Origin of the sequence: Microbacterium shimangi, from assembly GCF_043556445.1 — a bacterium.
Taxonomy (GTDB): Bacteria; Actinomycetota; Actinomycetes; order Actinomycetales; family Microbacteriaceae; genus Microbacterium.
The window spans coordinates 21,899-43,579 of record NZ_JBIGII010000003.1 but is presented as its reverse complement, the minus strand read 5'-3'; the positions used below and the strand labels follow the sequence as shown (position 1 = coordinate 43,579).

The 21,681-nt window shown below is 69.2% G+C and carries 20 protein-coding genes and 1 tRNA gene; 16 read left to right on the top strand and 5 right to left on the bottom strand.

What is annotated here, in order from left to right; genetic code table 11:
• Window positions 1–37: 37 nt before the first annotated feature.
• Window positions 38–961: a metallophosphoesterase gene (locus tag ACFXQA_RS01885; protein ID WP_394518098.1), complete on the bottom strand. Its 924-nt coding sequence runs from the start codon at window positions 959–961 to the stop codon at window positions 38–40.
• On the bottom strand, window positions 958–3,585 hold the full coding sequence (locus tag ACFXQA_RS01880; RefSeq protein ID WP_394518097.1) for a transglycosylase domain-containing protein: 2,628 nt from the start codon (window positions 3,583–3,585) through the stop codon (window positions 958–960). Before ACFXQA_RS01880 ends, ACFXQA_RS01885 begins: the two co-directional genes overlap by 4 nt.
• A 100-nt stretch (window positions 3,586–3,685) precedes the next feature.
• Between ACFXQA_RS01880 and sp36 the strand changes: the two genes are divergently transcribed.
• The gene (gene sp36, locus ACFXQA_RS01875; RefSeq protein ID WP_394518096.1) at window positions 3,686–3,904 is read left to right on the top strand and encodes a Sp36 family protein; all 219 of its coding nucleotides are present in this window, start codon (window positions 3,686–3,688) and stop codon (window positions 3,902–3,904) included.
• Window positions 3,901–4,368: a RidA family protein gene (locus tag ACFXQA_RS01870; protein ID WP_394518095.1), complete on the top strand. Its 468-nt coding sequence runs from the start codon at window positions 3,901–3,903 to the stop codon at window positions 4,366–4,368. Before sp36 ends, ACFXQA_RS01870 begins: the two co-directional genes overlap by 4 nt.
• A gap of 234 nt (window positions 4,369–4,602) precedes the next feature.
• Here the strand turns inward: ACFXQA_RS01870 and acs are convergent, their stop codons facing one another.
• A complete protein-coding gene (acs, locus tag ACFXQA_RS01865; RefSeq protein ID WP_394518094.1) occupies window positions 4,603–6,570 on the bottom strand; it encodes an acetate--CoA ligase in 1,968 nt (655 codons plus the stop codon).
• 370 nt (window positions 6,571–6,940) lie between these two features.
• Between acs and ACFXQA_RS01860 the strand changes: the two genes are divergently transcribed.
• From ACFXQA_RS01860 to ACFXQA_RS01805, 12 genes are all read left to right on the top strand, one after another.
• A complete protein-coding gene (locus tag ACFXQA_RS01860; protein WP_394518093.1) occupies window positions 6,941–8,008 on the top strand; it encodes a TadA family conjugal transfer-associated ATPase in 1,068 nt (355 codons plus the stop codon).
• Window positions 8,005–8,892 (top strand): type II secretion system F family protein, encoded by an 888-nt coding sequence (locus tag ACFXQA_RS01855; RefSeq protein WP_394518092.1) that lies wholly within the window; start codon window positions 8,005–8,007, stop codon window positions 8,890–8,892. The genes ACFXQA_RS01860 and ACFXQA_RS01855 overlap by 4 nt, the downstream gene beginning before the upstream one ends.
• Window positions 8,893–8,964: 72 nt before the next feature.
• The gene (locus ACFXQA_RS01850; protein ID WP_394518091.1) at window positions 8,965–9,219 is read left to right on the top strand and encodes a DUF4244 domain-containing protein; all 255 of its coding nucleotides are present in this window, start codon (window positions 8,965–8,967) and stop codon (window positions 9,217–9,219) included.
• Window positions 9,220–9,232: 13 nt separating this feature from the next.
• Entirely contained in the window at window positions 9,233–9,571 is a 339-nt protein-coding gene (locus ACFXQA_RS01845; RefSeq protein WP_394518090.1) for a TadE family type IV pilus minor pilin, read from the top strand.
• Entirely contained in the window at window positions 9,571–9,900 is a 330-nt protein-coding gene (locus ACFXQA_RS01840; RefSeq protein WP_394518089.1) for an Rv3654c family TadE-like protein, read from the top strand. Before ACFXQA_RS01845 ends, ACFXQA_RS01840 begins: the two co-directional genes overlap by 1 nt.
• 61 nt (window positions 9,901–9,961) lie before the next feature.
• The gene (gene topA / locus ACFXQA_RS01835; protein ID WP_394518088.1) at window positions 9,962–12,712 is read left to right on the top strand and encodes a type I DNA topoisomerase; all 2,751 of its coding nucleotides are present in this window, start codon (window positions 9,962–9,964) and stop codon (window positions 12,710–12,712) included.
• Window positions 12,709–13,332 (top strand): dTMP kinase, encoded by a 624-nt coding sequence (tmk, locus tag ACFXQA_RS01830; RefSeq protein WP_394518087.1) that lies wholly within the window; start codon window positions 12,709–12,711, stop codon window positions 13,330–13,332. The genes topA and tmk overlap by 4 nt, the downstream gene beginning before the upstream one ends.
• Before the next feature lie 50 nt (window positions 13,333–13,382).
• Window positions 13,383–14,549 carry a DNA polymerase III subunit delta' gene (locus tag ACFXQA_RS01825; protein ID WP_394518086.1) on the top strand — a complete coding sequence of 389 codons (1,167 nt, stop codon included), beginning with the start codon at window positions 13,383–13,385 and terminating at the stop codon, window positions 14,547–14,549.
• The gene (locus tag ACFXQA_RS01820) at window positions 14,546–16,087 is read left to right on the top strand and encodes an alpha/beta hydrolase (RefSeq protein ID WP_394518085.1); all 1,542 of its coding nucleotides are present in this window, start codon (window positions 14,546–14,548) and stop codon (window positions 16,085–16,087) included. The genes ACFXQA_RS01825 and ACFXQA_RS01820 overlap by 4 nt, the downstream gene beginning before the upstream one ends.
• Window positions 16,088–16,155: 68 nt before the next feature.
• Window positions 16,156–16,228, top strand: a tRNA-Thr gene (locus ACFXQA_RS01815).
• 53 nt (window positions 16,229–16,281) lie between these two features.
• Window positions 16,282–16,677 carry a hypothetical protein gene (locus tag ACFXQA_RS01810; RefSeq protein WP_394518084.1) on the top strand — a complete coding sequence of 132 codons (396 nt, stop codon included), beginning with the start codon at window positions 16,282–16,284 and terminating at the stop codon, window positions 16,675–16,677.
• 50 nt (window positions 16,678–16,727) lie between these two features.
• Complete coding sequence (locus ACFXQA_RS01805; RefSeq protein ID WP_394518083.1) at window positions 16,728–19,019, top strand: MMPL family transporter; 2,292 nt, start codon at window positions 16,728–16,730, stop codon at window positions 19,017–19,019.
• 251 nt (window positions 19,020–19,270) lie between these two features.
• Here ACFXQA_RS01805 and ACFXQA_RS01800 read toward each other — a convergent pair whose 3' ends face one another.
• Entirely contained in the window at window positions 19,271–20,089 is an 819-nt protein-coding gene (locus tag ACFXQA_RS01800) for a carbonic anhydrase (protein ID WP_394518082.1), read from the bottom strand.
• 44 nt (window positions 20,090–20,133) lie between these two features.
• Between ACFXQA_RS01800 and ACFXQA_RS01795 the strand changes: the two genes are divergently transcribed.
• Both ACFXQA_RS01795 and ACFXQA_RS01790 read left to right on the top strand, forming a co-directional pair.
• The gene (locus tag ACFXQA_RS01795) at window positions 20,134–20,802 is read left to right on the top strand and encodes a TetR/AcrR family transcriptional regulator (protein ID WP_394518081.1); all 669 of its coding nucleotides are present in this window, start codon (window positions 20,134–20,136) and stop codon (window positions 20,800–20,802) included.
• An 18-nt stretch (window positions 20,803–20,820) separates the two neighbouring features.
• A complete protein-coding gene (locus ACFXQA_RS01790; RefSeq protein WP_394518080.1) occupies window positions 20,821–21,402 on the top strand; it encodes an isochorismatase family protein in 582 nt (193 codons plus the stop codon).
• Window positions 21,403–21,405: 3 nt separating this feature from the next.
• Here the strand turns inward: ACFXQA_RS01790 and ACFXQA_RS01785 are convergent, their stop codons facing one another.
• Window positions 21,406–21,606 (bottom strand): hypothetical protein, encoded by a 201-nt coding sequence (locus tag ACFXQA_RS01785; protein ID WP_394518079.1) that lies wholly within the window; start codon window positions 21,604–21,606, stop codon window positions 21,406–21,408.
• Between the last annotated feature and the right edge of the window lie 75 nt (window positions 21,607–21,681).

Below are 21,681 nucleotides of genomic sequence, written 5' to 3'. Positions count from 1 at the left end.
GACAGTTCGCGTGAACGGCCCGCTGGGGAGGAGAGGTTCAGCGCGGCAGGAGCGTGAGGAGAGAGACCTCGGGGCGGCACGCGAAGCGCACCGGCGCGAAGATCGAGTGACCGAGCCCGGCGCTGACGTTCAGCGGAACCGTGGTGTCGGCGTGCGTCCACTCGCTGAGCCCGCGGGCCTGGTCGAGCGGGATGTCGCAGTTCGCCACGAGCGCTTCGGGGCTGCCGGGGATGCGTACCTGGCCGCCGTGGGTGTGACCCGCGAACAGCGCATCGGCGCCCAGATCGACGAACGCGTCGAGTACGCGCCGGTAGGGCGCGTGGGTCACGCCGAGCGTCAGATCGGGCTCGTCGAGGCCGCCGATGGCGTCGGGCAGCACCGAGAGGTCGTCCCAATCGCGGTGAGCGTCGTTGACACCGAACGCGGTGATCCGCGTGCCGCGCACCTCGAGCGATGTCGCCGCGTTGTCGATGGGGGCCCAGCCGAGTTCGTCCGAGAGGTAGGCGTCGAGCGATTCGACGTCCATCTCCTCGACCTCGGGCCTTCGCTGGGAAGGCCCGCTGAAGTAGCGCAACGGGTTTCGGAACGACGGGCCCTGGAAGTCGTTCGAGCCGTGGACGAACACCCCCGGAATGCCGGCGAGCGGCGCGTACGCCTCGCGGAGACCGACGAGCGCGTCACGGTGACCGATGTTGTCACCCGTGTTGATGATGAGATCGGGCCGAAGGTCGGCGAGGGCGGCGATCCACCCCTGCTTGCGGCGCTGCCAAGGGGCCATGTGCGCGTCCGACAGATGGAGTACGCGGATCGCCTCGGCGTTCGGAGGAAGGATCCTGAGCGCGTGGTAGCGCACCGTGAACAGATACCGCTCGATGCCGATTCCCCATACGGCTGCGCCGGCCCCGGTCGCCCCCGCCGCCGCGACGGCGGCGAGGGCGACCTTGGTCAGGGATGCGGTCACGGGCAAGAGGGTTTCACGTACGAAACCGCGATCGGCGCACTGGGCTTCGCGAACGAGTCGGCGTTGGGGTTCGTTCCCCCGACGCGGCCCTCACTCGAGGCCCCGGGATCGACGGAGCAACTGCCGGTCAGGTTGGTGAATCCGGCTCCCTGCAGCGCGGCGACCGCCGCAGACAGCGTGCTGCCCGCCACCGTGGGCACGCGGGCCGCCTGCCCGTTGCTCGGGTTGATGGTGATGTTGGCACCCGCTCCTGCCTGGCCCGCGGGATTCTGGGCCGCGACGACGTCGGTCGACTGGTCGGAGTCGACCGGGTCGCCCACCGTCACCTCGAAGCCGGCGGCCGTCAGAGTCGACCGGGCCTGCTCGATGGACTGCCCGACGACGTTGGGCACGTTCCGGAGCACCTGTCGGGTCAGGTTGCCGTCCGGCTGGGGGAATTCGTTGCCGCCGTAGAGGTTGTCGGCCTCTCGCTGGATCTCGCTGGCCATCGGGTAACGGATGTCCATCAGGCGACGACCGTTCGCGTAGTTGCGCGAGATGTCTCCGGAGCCGTTCCAGTTGCCGGCCCAGACCGCGGTCGTCACGTTCGACGACGATTCGATCATCCACGACTGCAGTTCCTGGTGGGTTCCGGTTTTGCCGATGAGGGGGGTTCCGTCGTTGGGGTTTCCGCCACTACCCGTGCCGCCCCGCGCCATGACGCCCTGGAGCGCGAATGCCGCCGTCGAGGCGACCTCGGTCGTGAGGACCTGGTTGCACGAGCGGTCCGGGACCAGCTCGGGCCTGTCGTTGCCCTTGCTGTCGGTGACCCGGTCGATGACCTTGGTCTGGCAGTACTGGCCGCCGTTGGCGACGGTCGCGTACGCGCCCGCCATTGCCAGGGGAGAGACCTCGTCGCTGCCGATGACGGTGTTGGCCACGGGCATCGTGATGGGCTCGCCGCTACCGAGCGAAACGCCCATCTTCGTCGCGACGTTGGCGATGTCGCACAGGTCGAGCTCCGCGGCCATACCGAGATACCCGGTGTTCAGCGAACTTGCGGTGAACTGCAACGGGGTTCCGTTGAAGCCCGCCTGCCGGTTGAAGTTGAAGATCTGCGTGCGGTTCTGGTTCACCCAGTTGCCCGTGCACGAGTTCGTCATGTTCGGAACAGGACGGTCGCGGCCGTTCACGACCTCGCGCAGAGACTTGCCCTGTTCGAGCCAGTCGATCAGTGTGAAGAGCTTGAACGTCGAACCGGCGTTGAAACCCTTCGATGCCCCGAATTCGAGGTTTCCGGCGAAAACGATCGACGAGAGATTGTTGTCGCCGCCGTTGCCGCCCGGCGTGTACTGCGTGTTCTGCGCGAGAGCGAGCACCCGACCGGTGCCTGCCTCGACGCTCACCGCAGTCGAGCCGAAGTCCATGCCGGGGACGGAACTCGGGGCGTACTCCACCATCGAGTTCTCGGCGGTGACCTGCAGGCGCGGATCGAGTGTGGTGTAGATGCGCAGACCGTCCTGACGCAGTGCGCGCGTGCGGTCTTCCGCCGTCTCCCCGAACGCGGGGTCGTTCTGGATCGTCGACACGACGTAGGCGCAGAAGTACGCGAGCTTGCCCGTCGAGGCGCATCCGGTCTGGGCGGGCGTGATCGTGGGTGTGATCGGTTCGGCCGCGGCGGCGTCGTGCTGCTCCTGGGTGATCTTGCCGTCGACGAGCATGCGATCGAGCACGTAGAGCTGACGGGTCTTGGCGACCGAGTAGCCGTCGGCCGCGCTGTTGATCGGGTTGCCGGCTGCGTCGAACGTCGACCCGTCGACCTTGTCGATGCGGTACGTGTTCGGGTTCTGCACGATGCCGGCGAGCGTGGCCGCCTGGCCGAGCGACAGGGCGGAGGCGGGGGTGTTGAAGTAGTACTTCGCCGCCGCATCGATGCCGTAGGTCGTCCCGCCGAAGTTCGCGATGTTCAGGTAGCCGAGGAGGATCTCGTCTTTCGAGTACTCCTTCTCTAGCTGGATCGCGTAACGCATCTCCTGAAGCTTGCGCTCGTAGCCGTCAGCACCGGTGGCGTTCGTCGCCTCCATCCAGCAGCTCTGCAGCACCTCGTCGCGGGTTTGCAGTGTGGTGACCGTGCCGTCGTCTGCGGTCTCGGTCACGGCTTCGGCGTTGCGCTCGCACTGCTGGATCAGCACGTTCTTGACGTACTGCTGGCTGATCGACGAACCACCCTGCGTCGCGCCACCCTGGGCGTTGCTGAGAAGGGCACGAGTGGTACCGATGAGGTCGACGCCGCCGTGCTGGTAGTAGCGGGGGTCTTCACTCGAGAGGATCGCGTCGTAAACGACGGGAGCGACCTGATCGAAGGTCACGGGGGAGCGGTCCTGGTCGAAGAACGACGTGAACTCGACTTCTTCTTTGGTGTCGGGCCGCGTGTAGATCAGCGTCGTCGGCTGCATGAGCTCGCCGATCTCGAGGATGCTCGGCATGTTGTCGAAGATCTTGATCGCGCTGGACGCAGCAGCGCCCGAGACGGCGATGGCGGGGGTCACCGTGGCGGTGATGAGCACACCCGCGACGGCGCTGAGGCCCACGAGGCCCAGGAGGCCCCCGAGCGCGCCCGTAGGCGTCCGTTTCTTGTCAGGCATAGGGTTGATGCTAAGGGAGAATCCTGGGCGATGGCTCGACAGCAACGCCCCTTCCGCAAGGCGGGATTCCCGTGCCCACCTCGACGAATCCGGAGCCGCGATGACCACGTGGGAGTACCTCACCACACCCCTTCTCATCCACAACACCGCCGCCATCCTCAACAACTGGGGCAAGCAGGGCTGGGAGCTCGTGCAGGTGGTGCCCGGGCCCGAGGGCGGACTCGTCGCCTACCTGAAGCGCCCGTCGGGCGCCGGTACCGCCAACGCGGGGCTGGATGCTGCGGCGACCGCCGCCCAGCAGTTCGGGGAGTCGTCATGACCGCATCCGACATGCTCGCCGAACTCGGCATCGAGCTTCCGAGCGTGCCGCAGCCCGCGGGCGCTTACATCCCGGCCAAGGTCTTCGGCGACCTGGTCTTCACCGCGGGTCAGTTGCCGCTCGTGTCGGGCGTACTCCCGGCGACCGGCAAGGTCGGAGAAGGACGCGACCTCGTCGACCCGTCCGATGCGCACCAGTACGCGCGACTCTGCGCGCTCAACGCGATCGCCGCCGCGGCCGCCGCCGTCGGCGATGTCGACCGGATCACCGGAGTACTGAAGGTCACCGGCTTCGTCGCTTCCGTGCCCGCGTTCACGGGCCAGCCCGGCGTCATCAACGGCGCGAGCGAACTGCTCGGCAAGGTCTTCGGCGATGCGGGGCGTCACGCCCGCTCGGCGGTCGGAGTGCCCGTACTGCCCCTCGACAGCCCGGTCGAGGTCGAGGTCATCTTCACGCTCGCCTGAGGCGCAGCATCCGCCCACCCTTCGACCCATCCCGGTCGCATGTCCCAATTTCCGCGAGGAATGGGTGCGATCGTTGCGGAATTCGGGACACGGTAGGCCAGCTGAACGGCGCATGTACCAATTTCCGCGAGGAATGGGTCCGATTGTTGCGGAATTCGGGACACGGTAAGGAGAGGAGACGGATGCTGCGCGCCCAGCACCTCGGCGACGACGCCTGAAGTCGCGTGCGCCGACCTATTTGACCTGCGAGCTGATCACGCTCATCACGGCGGTGTCGGCCAGCGTCGTAGTATCACCGACCTCGCGACCCTCGGCGACATCGCGCAGCAGCCGCCGCATGATCTTCCCCGAGCGGGTCTTGGGAAGCTCGCCCACGATGTACACGTCGCGGGGGCGGGCAATCGGGCCGATCTGTTCGCCGACCCAGCCGCGCAGGGTCTGCGCGAGCCCCTCCGCCGAGTGGGACTTCAAGAAGCTCTGCTTGACGATGACGAACGCGACGACCGCCTGCCCGGTCGTCTCGTCGGACGCCCCGACCACGGCGGCCTCGGCGACCGCCTCGTTGCCGACGAGGGCCGACTCGATCTCGGCCGTCGACAACCGGTGCCCCGAGACGTTCATGACGTCGTCGACGCGCCCGAGCAGCCACACCTCGCCGTCTTCGTCGAGGCGGGCGCCGTCGCCGGCGAAGTAGTAGCCCTTGCCGGCGAACTTCGACCAGTACGTCTCGACGTAGCGCTCGGGGTCGCCCCAGATGCCACGCAGCATGCTCGGCCACGGCTCGGTGATCACGAGGAGTCCGCCGTTGCCGTTCCCGACCGGTTCACCGGCGTCGTCCACCACATCGAGGGTGATACCGGGGAGCGGCACCTGGGCCGACCCCGGCTTGGTCTCGGTGATGCCGGGGAGCGCCGAGATCATGATGGCGCCGGTCTCGGTCTGCCACCACGTGTCGACGATCGGCGCCGTCTCTTCGCCGATGACCGTGCGGTACCACATCCATGCCTCGGGGTTGATGGGTTCACCGACGGATCCGAGCAGACGCAGCGATGACAGATCGAACCGCTGCGGCACATCGCGGCCGATCTTCATGAACGAGCGGATCGCCGTGGGGGCGGTGTAGAAGACGGTCACGCCGTACTTCTCGATGACCTCCCACCAGCGTCCGGGGTGAGGGGTGTCGGGGGTTCCCTCGTAGAGCACCTGCGTCGCACCGTTCGCGAGCGGACCGTAGGTCACGTACGTGTGCCCGGTGATCCAGCCGATGTCGGCCGTGCACCAGTAGACGTCGGTGGCGGGGTGGATGTCGTGCACGACCCGGTTCGTGAACGCCGCCTGGGTGAGGTACCCGCCCGAGGTGTGCAGGATGCCCTTCGGCTTGCCGGTCGTTCCCGAGGTGTAGAGGATGAACAGCGGGTTCTCGGCGGGAAATCCCTCCGTGACGTGGTCGGGCGACGCATCCGGCACGACATCGTGCCACCACAGGTCGCGACCGTCGTGCCACTCGACCTCGTTGCCGCCGCGCCGCACCACGATGACGTGCTCGACGGTCTCTTGAACGCCCGAACCGTTGCGGTCGGCCAGTGCCATGTCGACCGCCGGCTTCAGCGCCGATACTCTGCCCTTGCGATACCCGCCGTCCGCGGTGATGACGAGCTTCGCGCCGGCGTCGTCGATGCGGGAGCGCAGGCTGTCGGCCGAGAACCCTCCGAAGACGACGGAGTGGATCGCTCCGATGCGCGCCACCGCCAACATGGCGGCGACGGCCTCGGGGATCATCGGCAGGTAGATCGCCACCCGGTCGCCAGCGCCGACGCCCAGCCCCTGCATCACGTTCGCGACGCGCTTGACCTCGTCGGTGAGCTCGGCGTAGGTGATCCGCCGCTCGTCGCCGTTCTCGCCCTCCCAAAGCAGCGCGACCCGGTCGCCGTGACCTGCCTCGACGTGGCGGTCCAGGCAGTTGTAGGCGACGTTCAGCTCGCCGTCGGCGAACCAGGTGGCGAAGGGCGGGTTCGACCAGTCGAGACCCTGAGTGAAGGGCGTGTGCCAGTGCAACTCGCGTGCCTGGTCTACCCAGAAGCCTTCGCGATCGGCCGCCGCTCGCTCGTACAGCTCGGCGGTTCCGATCGCGGTGGCGGCGAAGTCGGCCGGTGGGGCGAAACGTCGGGTTTCCGAGAGGAGGTGATCGATCTGGCTGCTCATCGCGGCGCTCCCTTGCGTATTCGATTGGCGGGCGGATGCTGCGAAGTCGCCGCGCCGGGCACGGTCAATCTAGCCACGCTCCCGGGGTGAGGCTACCTCCGATAGTCGGTCGACGACGAGCGACCATCGATCGTGTCGTCGCCGCGAGAGGCGTAAGATCGATCACAGCCGAACTTCGATTCCGGCACTCGCGGTACGCGCACCCCCCCATTCGTGCGTGCCGCGCGGCGGCACCTCATACCCCCCTATGAGGTGCCGCCATCTCTTTGGCCGCCTCGCCTCGTCCTCCCCATCGAGCGTCTGGCAGGGGTTGTCCACCGGCCGCCCTGATCCACCTCGGTGGCCCGAGACCTCTTCCTACCGTCGAGGAATGGCTGTTCCGTTCGTCGTCACCCCGCGTCCTCGCGAACCGCGCGTCGAGCGGACCGAGCGTGAGCCGAGAGCACCGTCCGCCCGTGCCGACCTCGGGGCGCGCTCGATCGCGGGCGACGAGGGCGCGTCGCGAAGACCCCCGGCGCTCGAATCGTTCGGGCGCTACCTCGACGATCCCGACGTCACCGACCTGTTCGTCAACGGCGCGGCGGGTCTTTTCGTCGATCGCGGGAACGGACCGCAGCGCGTGCGCGAGTGGCACGCTGCCGAGCGCGACGTGCGCGACCTCGCGGTGGCGTTGATCGGGCTCGGAGGCCGGCATATCGACGACGCCACCCCGTGCGTCGATGTGCGGCTCGAGCGGGGCCTGCGTGTGCACGCGGTGCTTTCCCCCATCGCGCATCAGGGCACGTCGATCTCGATACGCGTGCCGAAGATCAGCGCGCCCGACCTCGACGAGCTCGCGCGCGGCGGTCTGGTCGATGCGCCGGGTGCGGCACGGCTCGACCGGCTCGTCGCCGATCGTGCGAATGTGCTCATCACCGGAGCCGGAGGTTCGGGAAAGACGACCCTGCTCTCGGCCATGCTGTCGCGCGCCCCCGAGACCGATCGCATCGTCACGATCGAAGACGTCGCCGAGCTGCGGTTGCGTCACCCGCATCACGTTGCGCTCGAGGCGCGCCAGCCCAATCTCGAAGGCGCGGGCGGCGTCGACCTGGCGCGCCTGGTGCGCGAGGCGCTGCGCATGCGCCCCGACCGGTTGGTGATCGGGGAGTGCCGGGGTGCCGAGGTGCGCGATCTGCTGAGCGCGCTGAACACCGGGCACGACGGCGGCGCAGGAACCCTCCACGCCAACGGTCTGAGCGACGTGCCCGCGCGCCTGGAGGCGCTGGGCGCACTCGCCGGCCTCGACGACCGCTCACTGGCCCGCCAGGTCGTGAGCGCGATCGGGTGCGTCGTGCACCTCGCGCGGGGTTCAGACGGGCGACGTCGCGTGATCGGCGCCGCGAGACCGGTGCTGAAAAACGACCGACTGTCGGTGGAGGCACTGGGGTGGTCGGAATGAGGCGGCGCACGAAACCGGGGGAGTCGGATGCTGCGGCCGCCGCCGACTCGGTGCTGCGGCTCTCGGTTCTCCTCCGCGCGGGCGTGGCACCCGGGCGCGCTTGGACGTTTCTGGCGGACGCCGGTGACGCCGTCGCCGTCCGTGTCTGTGCGGCGGTCGCCGCCGGTGACGACACGGGCGAGGCGCTCAGCGCGGCGGGCGGACCCTGGCGCGACGTCGGTGCGGCGTGGAGGGTGGCGACCACCGTCGGTGCGCCTCTGGCTGAGAGCCTCCGCGACGTGGCATCGGCCCTCCGCGACGGTCAGCAGGCCGCTGACGAGGTGCGCGTAGCGCTGGCCGAGCCCGCGGCGACCGCTCGGTTGATGAGTTGGCTGCCGCTGGTGGCCGTCGGCCTCGGCTTCGTCCTCGGGTTCGACACCGTCACCGTGCTCGCGGCGAACCCTTTGGGCATCGCCTGCCTCGTCGGCGGTGTCGCGCTGATCGTCGTGGCACGCCGGTGGACCGCGGCGCTGGTGCGCCGGGCGCAGCCGACACCGGGCATCCCGGGAATGGACGCCGAGCTGACCGCGATCGCGCTGGGCGGTGGCGTGTCGATCGACCGGGCGCGCGCCCTCGTGAGTGAGCAGGCGGCTACAGGCGGATCCACCGAGGTCGACGAGATCCTCGGTCTCTCGACCGCGGCCGGGGTGCCCGCGGTCGACCTGCTGCGCTCCTCGGCGTGGCTGGCACGCCACCGCGCTCGCACCGACGGTCGCCTCCGCGCCGCAGCGCTGTCGTCGCGCCTGCTTCTTCCGCTGGGCGTCTGCACGCTCCCGGCCTTCCTGCTGCTCGGCGTCGCCCCGATGCTGCTCAGCATCCTCTCCTCGGGCGTGCTGGTCGTGTGACCCCACCCGCCTGTCGCAAGCCGTCCCATAAGACCCCGCCCATCGCAAGCCATCCCGTATGAAGGAGTACCCATGTTCGATACCCCGCCCGCCGAGACCCCCTCACGCGTCGGCGCCCTGCCCACGCTCACCCGTCGCCGAGCGCAGCGACTGTTCCGCCCCGGCTCGGGGTTGCTCCGCGACGAGTCGGGCGCGGCCACGGCGGAGTACGCCATCGCCACGATGGCGGCCGTCGCGTTCGCCGGCCTCCTCGTCGTCATCATGCGATCCGACGAAGTGCGCGGCATCCTCACCGACCTGGTGCGTCGGGCGCTGACTTTCGAATGAGGCGGGCCAGGGCGTGAATCACCGTCGCGCACTCGGTCAGCGCGGCTCGGTCACGGCGGAGTTCGCCGTCGTCCTGCCGGCGATCGTGCTCGTGCTGCTGCTGGGCGTCGGGGCGTTGGGCGCCGCCGCCCGGCAGGTGCGGTTGCAGGATGCTGCGGCCGACGCGGCGCGTCTCGTCGCGCGCGGCGACGATCCCGGGCGCGCGCACGCGGTCGTCGGTGCCGTGGGGGGCACCGCCGACATCGAGCAGCGCGGCGACCTGGTGTGCGTCATCGCTCGGGCCCCCGTGCCGCTCGCCCTGCCGGTGGAGGATCTGACCGCCACGTCGTGCGCGCTGGCGGGCGGGCTCTGATGGCCGGGACGATCGCAGGCGTCGGCATCGCCGCCGGTGTGGTCGTCGTCACGGTCGCCCTCGCCGCGGTGGGGGCGGCGTCGGTCCACACGCAGAGGTTGGCGTCGGCGGCCGATGCGGCGGCGCTGGCTGCCGCCGACGCCGCCAGCGGCGCGGCAGCCGGCGTCCCCTGCGAGCGGGCCGCAGAGGTCGCCTCTGCCGCGGGTACCGCGGTGAGCGCCTGCGACCTCGATGCGCTGGTGGCCACCGTCACGGTCTCGGCGCCGTTCGGAGCGATCGCCGCGTCGGCGTCGGCCCGCGCCGGCCCCCCGCCGACCGCCGCGCCGTGAGCGAGCGAAGGGTGTCTCTTCGGATCTCGTGTGTATGGTGTGCAACGACGAAAGGACCCCAGTGGCACACGGCAAAAAGCTCGTCATCGTCGAGTCCCCCACGAAGATGAAGTCGATCCAGGGGTACCTCGGCGATGACTACGAGGTGTTGAGCTCGGTCGGGCACATCCGCGACCTGGCGAGCAAGAAAGACATCCCCGCCGAGAAGAAAGAGGCCTACGGGAAGTACTCGATCGACGTCGACAACGACTTCGACCCCTTCTACGTGGTCAACGATCGCAAGACGAAAACCGTCGCCGAGCTCAAGCGTGCCCTGAAGACCGCCGACGAGGTCTTGCTCGCCACTGATGAAGACCGCGAGGGCGAAGCCATCGCGTGGCACCTGCTCGAGGTGCTCAAGCCCAAGGTCCCCGTCAAGCGCATGGTCTTCCACGAGATCACCAAAGACGCCATCCGCGCCGCCGCCGAGAACACCCGCGAGCTCGACCTCGCCCTCGTCGACGCGCAAGAGACCCGGCGCGTGCTCGACCGTCTCTACGGCTGGGACGTCTCGCCGGTGCTGTGGCGCAAGGTCGGCTCCGGCCGCGAGGGTGCGGCGCTGAGCGCCGGTCGCGTGCAGTCCGCCGCGACCCGCATGGTCGTCGAGCGCGAGCGCGAGCGCATGGCCTTCGTCTCGGCCTCCTACTGGGACGTCGAGGCGCTCGCCGCCAAGGACGCCTCCTCTTTCACCACGCGACTGGCCCGCATCGACGGTGCACCGCTGGCCCGCGGCGGCGACTTCGACGACCGCGGAACGCTCAAGAAAGCCGTCGTGGTCCTCGACGAGGCCGGCGCACGAGAGCTGGCGGCGGCCATCGAGGCCGCCGCGAAAGCATCCGTCTCGAGCGTCGAGGCCAAGCCCGGCACGCGCAGCCCGAAGCCGCCTTTCACGACCTCCACCCTTCAGCAAGAAGCCGGACGCAAGCTCTCGATGACGGCGAAGCACGCGATGAGCGTGGCGCAGCGCCTCTACGAGAAGGGGTACATCACCTATATGCGTACCGACTCGACGGCGCTGTCGGCGCAGGCGATCACCGCGGCACGCGAGCAAGCCGTCTCGCTGTACGGCGACAAAGCGGTGCCGGCGAACCCGCGCACCTACCGCAACAACGCCAAGAACGCGCAGGAGGCCCACGAGGCCATCCGCCCCTCGGGTGAGCACTTCCGCACCCCCTCGTCGCTGTCGGGCAACCTCGACCGCGATGAATCGCGGATGTACGACCTGATCTGGAAGCGCACGGTCGCCAGCCAGATGTCCGACGCCAAGTACGAGACCACCACCGTCACCCTCGTGGTGAAGGCGGGTGCGAAGAGCGTCGAGTTCACCGCCTCGGGCACCGTCTACACCTTCAAGGGCTTCCTCGAGGCCTACGAAGAGGGCAGCGACGAGAAGCGCCACTCGTCCGACACGAGCGACGACCAGTCGCTCCCGCCCGTCGCCGTCGGCGACGTCTTGGCGATCAGCGATGTCGAGCCCAAGGGGCATGCGACCTCACCCAAGCCGCGCTACACCGAGGCGAGCCTGGTGAAGGCGCTGGAAGAGAAGGGCATCGGGCGGCCGTCGACCTTCGCCAGCATCATCGACGTCATCCTCGACCGCGGCTACGTGAGCAAGCGTGGTCAGGCACTCGTGCCGAGCTGGCTCGCGTTCAGCGTCGTGCGACTTCTCGAAGAGCACTTCGCCGACCTGGTCGACTACGACTTCACGGCAGCGCTCGAAGACGACCTCGACCGGATCGCCCGCGGGGAGCAGGGCCGCGGCGCGTGGCTCAAGTCGTTCTACTTCGGTTCGGAAGACCAAGTGGGGCTCCGCAACATCGTCGACAACCTCGGCGAGATCGACGCCCGCGAGCTGAATTCGACCAGAATCACGGATGCTGCCGTGCTCCGCTTCGGCAAGTACGGGCCCTACCTCGAGATCGCGGAGTCCGCCGACCCCGAGGCCAAGCCCCGCATCGTCAACGTGCCCGAAGATCTGGCCCCCGACGAGTTGACCGCCGAGAAGGCGCAGGAGCTCATCGACGCCCCGGTCGCCGGTGACCGCGTGCTCGGGGAGAACCCCGAGAACGCCAAGCTCATCGTCGTCAAAGACGGCCGGTACGGCCCGTACGTGCAGGAGCTCGAGCCCGAAGACCCCGAGAACGTCGACGAGGCGACCGGTGAGGTCGTCGAGGCGCCGAAGAAGCGAGGCGCCAAAAAGGTCGAGGCACCCAAGCCGCGCACCGCGTCGCTGTTCAAGTCGATGTCGGTCGACACCCTCGACCTCGAAACGGCGTTGCGCCTCCTGACGCTGCCGCGCGTCGTCGGCGCCGACCCCGAGTCGGGCGAGGAGATCACCGCGCAGAACGGTCGTTTCGGTCCCTACCTGAAGAAGGGCACCGATTCGCGGTCCCTCGACAGCGAGCAGCAGATCTTCGACGTCACTCTCGAAGAAGCCCTCGCGAAGTACGCCGAGCCGAAGTACGGCGCTCGTCGGGCGTCGAGCGCGCTGAAGGAGTTCGACAACGACCCCGTCAGCGGCAAACCGATCCGTCTGAAAGACGGCCGTTTCGGCGCCTACGTCACCGACGGCGAGACGAACGCGACCATCCCGCGCGGTGAGGTCGCTCTCGACATCACCTTCGAGCGTGCGGTCGAGCTGATTGCCGACAAGCGGGCGAAGGGCCCCGCTCCGAAGCGCGCGACCACGCGCAAGGCGCCCGTCAAGAAGGCCACGGCGGCACCCAAGAAGGCTGCTGCGCCGAAGAAGGCGGCGCCGAAGAAGACGTCATGACGGGGGCCGGACTCTTCCTCACCCTCGAGGGGGGCGACGGCGCCGGCAAGACCACGCAGGCGCGCCTTCTCGAGGAATGGCTCACCGGCGCCGGCCGCACCGTCGTGCGCACGCGCGAGCCGGGCGGCACCGAGGTCGGCGTCCTCATCCGCGACATCGTGCTGCACCACCGCGGCCACGTCGCGCCGCGGGCCGAGGCATTGCTCTACGCCGCAGACCGTGCTCACCACATCGAGACGGTGGTGCGCCCCGCGCTCGACCGCGGCGATGTGGTCATCCAAGACCGTTACCTCGACTCGTCTGTGGCCTACCAGGGCGCAGGCCGCGTGCTCGACCCCGCAGAGGTGCGCGATCTGTCGCTGTGGGCGGCGGGCGGTCTGCTGCCGCGGCTGACCGTGCTGCTCGATCTCGACCCCGCCGCAGCACGGGCGCGGCTGGACGCGGACGACAAGCCCTTCGATCGCCTCGAAGCCGAGAAGAGCGACTTCCACGCGCGAGTGCGCACGGCATTCCTCGCCCTTGCCGCGGCCGAACCCGAGCGGTTCCTCGTGGTCGACGCGGCTCTCCCCGTCGACGAGCTCGCGGCGGCGATTCGCGAGCGCGTCGCATCCGTTCTCTGAAGCGTCGGAGCCGCGCGAACGCTGTCGGCGCCCGCGATTAGGGTGGGACCATGTCTGGCGCCGTGATCGACCCCATCGGGGTCGGCGCACCGTGGGACGCCGTGTGGGGTCAGGAAGAGGCGGTCAAGGCGCTGCGTACCGCAGCATCCGATCCGTCCGCGCTCTCGCACGCGTGGCTCCTCACCGGCCCGCCCGGCTCGGGGCGATCGACACTGGCGCGGGCTTTCGCTGCCGCACTGATCGCCGAGCCCGGCGACGAGGCGGCGATCCGACAGGTGCTCGCCGGCACGCATCCCGACCTCACGGCGTTGCGCACCGAGCAGGTCATCATCCGAATCGACGAGGCGCGCCGGCTTGTCGAGCGCGCTTACTTCGCGCCGTCGCTCGGCCGGCATCGGGTGATCGTCGTCGAAGACGCCGATCGCATGACCGAGCGCACCTCGAACGTGTTGTTGAAGGCGCTCGAAGAGCCTCCCGAGCACACCGTCTGGGTGCTCTGCGCGCCGAGCGACGCCGATCTGTTGCCCACGATCCGCTCGCGGGTGCGCGTGCTGCGTCTGCGAGAGCCCGAGGTCGACGACGTCGCCGAGCTCATCGTCCAGCGCACCGGCGTCGATCGAGCCGTCGCCGTGGAATCTGCCCGCCACGCGCAACGTCACATCGGCATGGCGCAGCGACTCGCGACCGACGCCGACGCCCGCGCGCGACGGGCCGAGACGCTCGCGGGCGTCCTGCGGGTGCGTGGTGTCGGCGATGCCGTCGAGGTTGCCGGCCAGATCGTGCGCGTCGCGACCGACGATGCGAAGGCGCTGACGGCGATCCGCGACGAGCAAGAGCGTTCTGCGCTGCTGCGCACCATGGGCGTGCCCGAAGGCGCGGCGGTTCCGCCGGCCGTTCGAGGGCAGGTCAATGCGCTCGAGGACGATCAGAAACGGCGCGCCACGCGCAGTCTGCGCGACGGAATCGATCGGGTGCTCACCGACCTGCAGGCGCTCTACCGAGACGTGGTGCTGCTGCAGTTCGGCCGAGACGGAGACCTGATCAACGCCGAGCTGTCTGTCGAGCTGCGCGCGGTCGCGGCGGCATGGTCGGCCGAACGTACGCTGGGCGTTCTCGATCGCATCGCGACGACGCGTCGGAACCTGGAGCAGAACGTCGCCCCGCTCCTGGCGCTCGAGAGCATGCTGATCACCGTCGCGAATGGGAGCACGCCGTGAGACGACCGCACCGCAGAACAGTCTCACTCGTCTCGGTGGTCGCCGCGCTCGCGCTTCTGGTCAGCGGGTGCTCTTTCTTCGCCCCGGAGGCATGGACACCGCCCCCGTCGGCGACGCCCGACGTATCGGGGGTCTCCGCCGATCTCGTGCCGTTCTACGGCCAGGAAGTGGCGTGGGAATCCTGCGTCGCCGAAGAGCAGTTCGACTGCGCCAGCGTGCGGGTACCCCGCGACTGGAACGCCCCCGCGGCGGGCGACCTCGAGATCGCCGTCATCCGGCACCGTGCCGACGACGGTGAGCCGATCGGATCGCTCCTGACCAATCCCGGCGGCCCCGGGGTGAGCGGCGTCGACACCGTTCGTCAGAGCCTCAGCGGGGTCGTGGGCTCAGAGCTCCGCCAGAACTATGACGTCATCGGATTCGATCCGCGCGGGGTCGGGGCGTCTACGGCCGTGAACTGCTACGACGGGGCCGATCTCGACGCCTACCTCTTCGACATCCCCGAGGCCGAGCGCGGCACCGACGCGTGGGAGGCCGAGCTCGAAGAGCGCGACGCCGCGTTCGCCGCTGCCTGCGAGGCGAACAGCGACGGCATCCTTCCGTTCATCTCGACCGAGAACGCCGCGCGCGACCTCGATGTGATCCGCGCGGTGCTGGGCGAGACCACCCTCGACTACCTCGGATACTCGTGGGGCACGGCGCTCGGAGCGCAGTACGCGCAGCTCTACCCCGACCGGGTCGGTCGCATGGTGCTCGACGGTGCCCTCGACCCGTCGGTGCCGGCGTCGCTCGTCGGGGTGGGGCAGATGGAAGGGTTCCAGCGCTCGCTCGAAGCGTTCCTCGCCAGCTGTCTCGAAGACGACGACTGCCCGTTCCGGGGCACCGTCGACGATGCGCTCGCCGATCTTGATGCCCTGTTCGCCACCGTCGATGCGCGTCCGCTCACGGCAGCCGACGGCCGCGAGCTGGGGGCCGACACGCTGATGACCGCGATGCTTGCGGCGCTGTACTCGCCCACCAGCTGGTCGTACCTGCAACTCGCTCTGGTCGGAGTGCAGGACGGCGATCCGGCAGCGGCCTTCACGCTCGCCGACGCCTACAGCGACCGGCAGGGCGGCAGCTATATCGGCAACTCCGAAGAAGCGTTCCCCGCCTACAACTGCATGGACTACCCGCTCTCGACCGAGGCCGAGGCCGAGTCGGCCGCCGTCGAACTCGAGCGGGTGGCGCCGCTCGCCGCCGAGTACCTGCTGGGCCCCGACGGTTGCGAGGCATGGCCGTACCCGCCCACCGGCAAACGAGAGCGCGTGACCGCCGAGGGCGCAGCTCCGATCCTCGTCATCGGAACGACCAGCGACCCCGCCACGCCGTACGAATGGGCGGTGTCGCTCGCCGAACAGCTGCAGTCGGGTGTCTTGATCACCCGGGTCGGCGAGGGGCACACGGGCTACAACAAGGGCAACGCCTGTGTCGACGAAGCGGTCGAGGCCTACCTCGTCGAGGGAGTCGTGCCCGAGGCCGACGTCCGCTGCGAGTGACTGCCGTGGTACATGTCGTGCCCGTAACCAGGTAATATCGGTGATCGTGCATCGCGCGAGCGACGCGCGCCACCTTAGCTCAGACGGCAGAGCGATTCACTCGTAATGAATAGGTCAAGGGTTCGATTCCCTTAGGTGGCTCCGGATGAACGGGCCGCTGCGGCGGCCCGTTTGCCGTATCTCCAGGAGGGGCCATGACGGGCGCTGTCGATGCGATCGTCGAGATCTTCACGTGGATCGGCTTCGGCGCCGGCGCGATGGTCGCCGGCCTCGCCTTCATCATCTACATCGCCGATGGCACCTGGGTGCCCGTTCGGGCGGTCATCGAGGATCTCGGAGACCGCCGCGTCGCGCGGTGGTTCGACGGTGACGGCGGTGTCGGTGAAGCGACGCTGTCGCACTCCGACCACGAAGAGCTCGGCGATGTCGACATGGCCGATGTGTTCGTACGACGCGGATCACTGGATCGGATGCGTCTGACCCGCCGGTCTCCGGCGGTGCGGGCGTTCTCGCTCCTGGCGTGCGGGTTGGTCGGGGTGGGCGTGGTGGGGCTCATCGTCTCGCTCGTCATGCTCTTCGCCGCGGGCTGACCTCGCACTCGGGCTGGCGTCCGTGACATATCGCTAGATAAGCTAGCGATATGTCACAGCCTGATCTTGCTCGTCGTGGTCCGACCCGATGGTTGCGCATCGGTATTCCGGTCGTCCTCGTTCTGATCTGGCTGGTCGGGGGCTCGATCGGCGGTCCGTACTTCGGCAAGGTCGACGAGGTCGCGGTGAACGACCGCTCGTCGTTCCTTCCGCAGTCCGCTGACAGCACCCAGGTCGGCGAGCGGCTCGCCGACTTCGCCGGGAGCGACAGCATCCCGGCCCTCGTCGTCGTCACCGCCGACGAAGGAGAGCTGACTTCCGCACAGCTCGCGTCGCTGCAGACGCTCGCCGACGACATCGCCGCGTTGCCGGGCATCGCGGGTGACGTCTCGCCGCCGGTGGTGTCGGACGACGGGGCCGCGACCCAGATCTTCGTTCCCATCGACGGCGCAGGCGACGTGGGCGAGATCGTCGCCGAGGTGCGCGCCACCGTCGCCGACGATGCTCCCGACGGCACCGAGGCCTGGGTCACCGGCCCGGCGGGGTTCACCGCCGATCTGGTGCGCGGGTTCCAAGGGATCGACGGACTCCTCCTCATCGTCGCCCTCGGCGCCGTCTTCGTGATCCTCGTCGTGGTCTACCGGTCGCCCCTCCTTCCGATCCTCGTGCTGCTCACCTCGACCTTCGCGCTCTGCGTCGCGCTGCTCACCGTGTGGTGGCTCGCCAAGGCGGGGGTGGTCGTGCTGAACGGACAGGTGCAGGGCATCCTCTTCATCCTCGTGATCGGTGCCGCGACCGACTACGCGCTCCTCTATGTCGCCCGGTTCCGCGAGGCGATCGGAGACGGTCGGCGAAGGTGGGATGCCACGACCCGGGCATGGCGCGGAGCATTCGAGCCGATCCTGGCTTCCGGGGGAACAGTCATCGCGGGCCTTCTGTGCCTTCTGCTGTCGGATCTGGCGACCAACCGCGCGCTGGGGCCCATCGCGTCGATCGGTATCGCCTTCGCCGTCCTTTCCGCGCTCACCTTCCTGCCCGCGCTCCTCGCGCTGTTCGGCAAGGCCGCCTTCTGGCCGTTCGTTCCGAAGCCGGGGTCGAGCGCGATCCCCGATGACCTCACCGCACCGGCCCGCGGTATCTGGCCTCGGCAGGCGAGATTCGTCGCCCGTCGTGCCCGCCCGCTGTGGATCATCTGCATCGTCGTGCTCCTGGGCGCATCGGTGGGTGTCACGCAATTGAAGGCCGACGGCGTGCCCTCGAGCGACCTGGTTCTCGGCGCATCCGAGGCGCGCGACGGGCAAGACGTGCTCGCCGAGCACTTCCCCGCGGGCTCGGGCAGCCCGGTGTACGTGCTCGTCGCCGACGACGAGACCGCGGGCGCCCTCGAGGTGTTGGAAGGTTCGGCCGGCGTCGAATCGGTCTCCGCAGCATCCGCCGACTCGCCCACGGGGCAAGCGAGCGTGATCCTCGAGAACGGAACGCCCGTCTACACGGCGGTCGGCCCGCCCGGATCGCCCGCGCCCGAGCCGACGCTGTCGGAGGGAGCGGTGCTCCTCAGCGGAACGCTGACGGATGCTGCCGACTCGGTCGCCGCCGAAGACACCGTCCGAGCGCTGCGGGCATCTCTCGACGACTCGCTGGGCGAGGGCACCGCTCTCGTCGGCGGCGAGACGGCGACCGACGTCGACTCCAACGACACGTCGATCCGCGATCGCACGCTGATCATTCCCGTGGTCCTCGCCGTGATCCTGGTGATCCTGATGCTGCTGCTGCGCTCGATCGTCGCCCCGGTCATTCTCATCGGCACGGTGATCCTGTCGTTCGGCGCCGCCCTCGGCGTGAGCGCCCTCGTCTTCGACGGCGTCTTCGGATTCCCCGGTGCCGACCCCGCCGTGCCCCTGTACGGCTTCGTCTTCTTGGTCGCGCTCGGGGTCGACTACAACATCTTCTTGATGTCGCGGGTGCGCGAGGAGTCGCTCGTGCACGGCACGCGGCAGGGCATCTTGCGCGGGCTCGTCGCGACCGGGGGAGTGATCACCTCGGCGGGGCTCGTGCTCGCCGCCACTTTCGCAGCCCTCGGCGTGATCCCGATCCTCTTCCTCGCCCAGATCGCGTTCATCGTGGCGTTCGGAGTACTGCTCGACACCTTCCTCGTGCGTTCGCTGCTCGTGCCCGCGCTGGCCTACGACATCGGACGCCATGTCTGGTGGCCGTCGAAGCTCGGACGAACGGATGCTGAGCCCGCCTTGCACACCTCCGCCCGCACTGACTCAGGTTCGTTCGCCGCGATCGCGCCGACACGCCGGGATCTGAGGCCCCGGCACGGCAACCAGCCTGAGTAAGTGCGGGAGTGCCGGGGGCTCGGCGCTCGGACGCCGTCGGTCGGCGGTATCCGCCCGGCCATCGCCCACGCCGCGCCGCCCGCACTAACTCAGGCTCGTTCGCCCCGATCGGGCCGACACGCCGGGCTGGGGTATGCGGCGGCGTCGCTCAGCCTGAGTTAGTGCGGCAGAGGCGACGCCGCACGCCGCACGGTGGTCAGTCGGCAGCATCCGACTGACCCCGCGCGCGGCGGGGGCGCCGAAGTGGCGCCCTACTCCGTGACCGTCGCCGTCGAGAGGCCGACCTCGCGGCCGTTCAGCGGCTGGACGGGGCGGCTGTTGTGGCCGTAGGCGGCCTCGAGCGCGCCGATCTGAGCGGCACTGAGCTCGACCGGCGTCTGCATGACGATCCACTGCACGTCCTCTGAGCACGGCGGGGTGGTGAGGCTCCCCGGGTAGGAGAAGTGCTGCAGGTCGGCGGGCACCATGGCGGCCAGGTCGACCGCCCCGGTGACCGCCTCGGCGGAGCCGGCGGTCGCTGCGTCGATGAAGGCGCTGTAGGCGGCGTTCTCGGCGCCTTCGACCGCCATCACCCCGACGACGAGGAGGTTGCCGGCGTCATCGGCGTGTACGAAGTGGAACTCGACCGGGGCGGCCTCGCCGTCGACGGTGTGCTCCGATGGGTCGTGGAAGTGCATCTGCAGGAGCGTGTAGGTCGTGCCGTCGTACTCGACCGAGGCCGCCTCGTCGGCGACCAGCTGATAGGTGTGTCCGGTGTTGATGATGTGGTCCTGGATCGCCCCGTAGGCGAGCGAGAGCTCGTCTTCTGCCACGGGCGCGGCGCTGGTGAGGTCGATCGGCGACTGCGCGGTGCCGGTCTCGCAGAGCTCGTAGTCTCCCGCCAGTTCGCCCCAGTGGGAGGGACCTTCTTCGCCCTCGTACGTCCAGTGCGCGGGGGTGGCGCTCGGCGTCGCGGTCGGGGTGGCAGAGGGGGCGGCCTGGCCGCTCGAGCCGGTGGCGCACCCCGTGAGCGCGAGACCGACCGAGGCGATCGCGGCGACGATGCTGAGACTGCGGATGTTCTTGGGCATGGTTCTCCTGGGGGAAGGCGAGGGGGGAATCACAAACAGAATAGATGTTCTCTATACCGCCCGGGGGTACGTTCTACGAAGAATTCACGAAAGAAAGAGGCGCCCACGTGCCGAAGGTCAGCGATGGATACCGCGCGGCGCGCCGCGAGGAGATCGCCGATGCCGTGTTGCGTCGCATGGACGACGTCGGCTACTCGCGGCTGTCGATGGCCGACGTCTTCGCCGAGGCGGGCATGTCTGCGGGCTCGGTGTACTCGCACTTCCGCAGCAAGTTCGAGATCGCGGTCTTCGTCGTCAAACGTCTGCACGACGGATTCACCGCCGATGTGCGGCAGTGGGGCGCCGAACGAGCGGCCGCGGGCGAACCGGTCGATCCGCCGACGCTGACCCGGTGGATGCTCCGGCGTGTCGCGTCCCGCCGCGCGAGTCGCGTCCCGCTCCTCCAGCTGTGGGCCGAAGCGACGGTGCACGAGCCGTTCCGCGTCGAGCTGCGGCGCAACATGGCGGTGCTCAGGGCCGAGCTCGTCGCGATCCTGCGTCCGTGGGCGGAGGCACAGTATCCGCACGATGAGAAGGCCGCGAAGTTCGCCGCGCGACAGGCCGCCCGCGGCTCGCTGCTCGTGTGCGCGGGCTTCATCAGCCAGTCGGCGGTCTATGGCGACGGCGACATCGACCGGTACCTCGCGACGATCCGCGGCGTGGTCGGGGGCTGAGCGTCGTACGCTCGGACGATGACCCGAGCGCTGTTCATCGTCGACGTCCAGAACGATTTCACCGAGCACGGCGCGCTCGGCGTGGCGGGCGGTGACGCCGTCGCCGAAAGGATCTCCGCCTACCTCGCGGCGCACGCCGACGACTACGAGATTATCGTCGCCTCACGCGACTGGCACGACGGCGACAACGACAACGGCGGCCATTTCGCGACGGGAACCCCCGACTTCGTCGATACCTGGCCGGTGCACTGCGTCGGCGGCACCTTCGGCGCCGAGTACGACGAGGGGTTCGACACGACCTCGGTCACCGCTCACCTGAAGAAGGGGCAGGGAAAACCCGCCTACTCGCTGTTCGAGGGTGTGGGTGACGACGGAGCCACAGCCGCCGGGCTGCTCGATGAGCACGGCATCGTCGCCATCGACATCGTCGGGCTCGCGACCGACTATTGCGTGCGCGCGTCAGCGCTCGACGCCCTCGCCGCGGGTCGCGCCGTGCGGGTGTTCACCGACCTCGTCGCGGGCGTACACCCCGATTCGAGCGCGGCGGCTCTCACCGAGATCGCGGCAGCGGGCGCGGGCGTGACCCGCTCCGACGCCTAGCGGTCAGAACCCGCTGGGGCGCATCCACGCAGCTTTGCCCTCTGCGCGGCGCGCGGCGCTCTCGGGCGAATCGACCGGCTCGCTGCCGGCTCGCATCGTGTCGTCGCGCGGGGCCTCAGCGGCGTCTCGGTCTTTCCGGCGACGCCAGACGACGCCGGCCGTTACGAGACCCGCGAGGAAGAGCAACGGTAGCGCGATCTCCATGCCTCGAGGGTATGTCGGCCCGCTCGTGATCGAAAGGGCCCGGCCTGACCGAAGAGGGGCGGATGCTGCGTCCGC